General features: G+C 67.8%; 1 protein-coding gene. It reads left to right on the top strand.

Features of this window, described 5'->3' with window-relative positions:
• Positions 1-121 precede the first annotated feature (121 nt).
• Complete coding sequence (locus VI08_RS19540; protein ID WP_045831314.1) at positions 122-610, top strand: NUDIX hydrolase; 489 nt, start codon at positions 122-124, stop codon at positions 608-610.
• The last annotated feature ends 27 nt before the right edge of the window (positions 611-637 follow it).

Below are 637 nucleotides of genomic sequence, written 5' to 3'. Positions count from 1 at the left end.
GGAAGAGGAGGCGGGTGGCCATGCGGCGGATACGGCGGTGGGGCATCCGCCGATGTTCGCCGGGCGGGCGGGGAGGGTGCAAGGGGGTACACTCCGGGGTTTACCCCGAACCCGCCACGCCATGCCCTATACGCCCATCGTCGCTACCCTCGGCTACGTGCTGTCGCCGGATGGCCAGCGCGTGCTGATGATCCACCGCAACGCCCGCAAGGATGACCAGCACCTGGGCAAGTACAACGGGCTGGGCGGCAAGATGGAGCCGGGCGAAGACATCGCCGCCTGCATGCGCCGCGAGATCCGCGAGGAAGCGGGTATCGAATGCACCGAGATGAGCCTGCGCGGCACGCTGAACTGGCCAGGCTTCGGCAAGCAGGGCGAAGACTGGCTGGGCTTCATCTTCGTCATCACGCGCTACGAGGGCGAGCCGCTCACGTCCAACCCCGAGGGCACCCTGGAGTGGGTGCCGGTCGGGGGCCTGGACGCCCTGCCGATGTGGGAGGGCGACCGCCACTTCCTGCCGCTGGTGTTCGACGGCGACCCGAGGCCGTTCCATGGGGTCATGCCGTACAAGGACGGCCGCATGCAGTCGTGGAGCTATAGCCGGCTGTAACTTGCCTGCTTTTGTGGGAGCGCGCTT

The sequence above is a fragment of the Luteibacter yeojuensis genome, from assembly GCF_000964085.1.
GTDB classification, from domain to species: domain Bacteria; phylum Pseudomonadota; class Gammaproteobacteria; order Xanthomonadales; family Rhodanobacteraceae; genus Luteibacter; species Luteibacter yeojuensis_A.
Note: the sequence above shows the minus strand (reverse complement) of the source record. Positions and strands in the feature narration are given on the sequence as shown.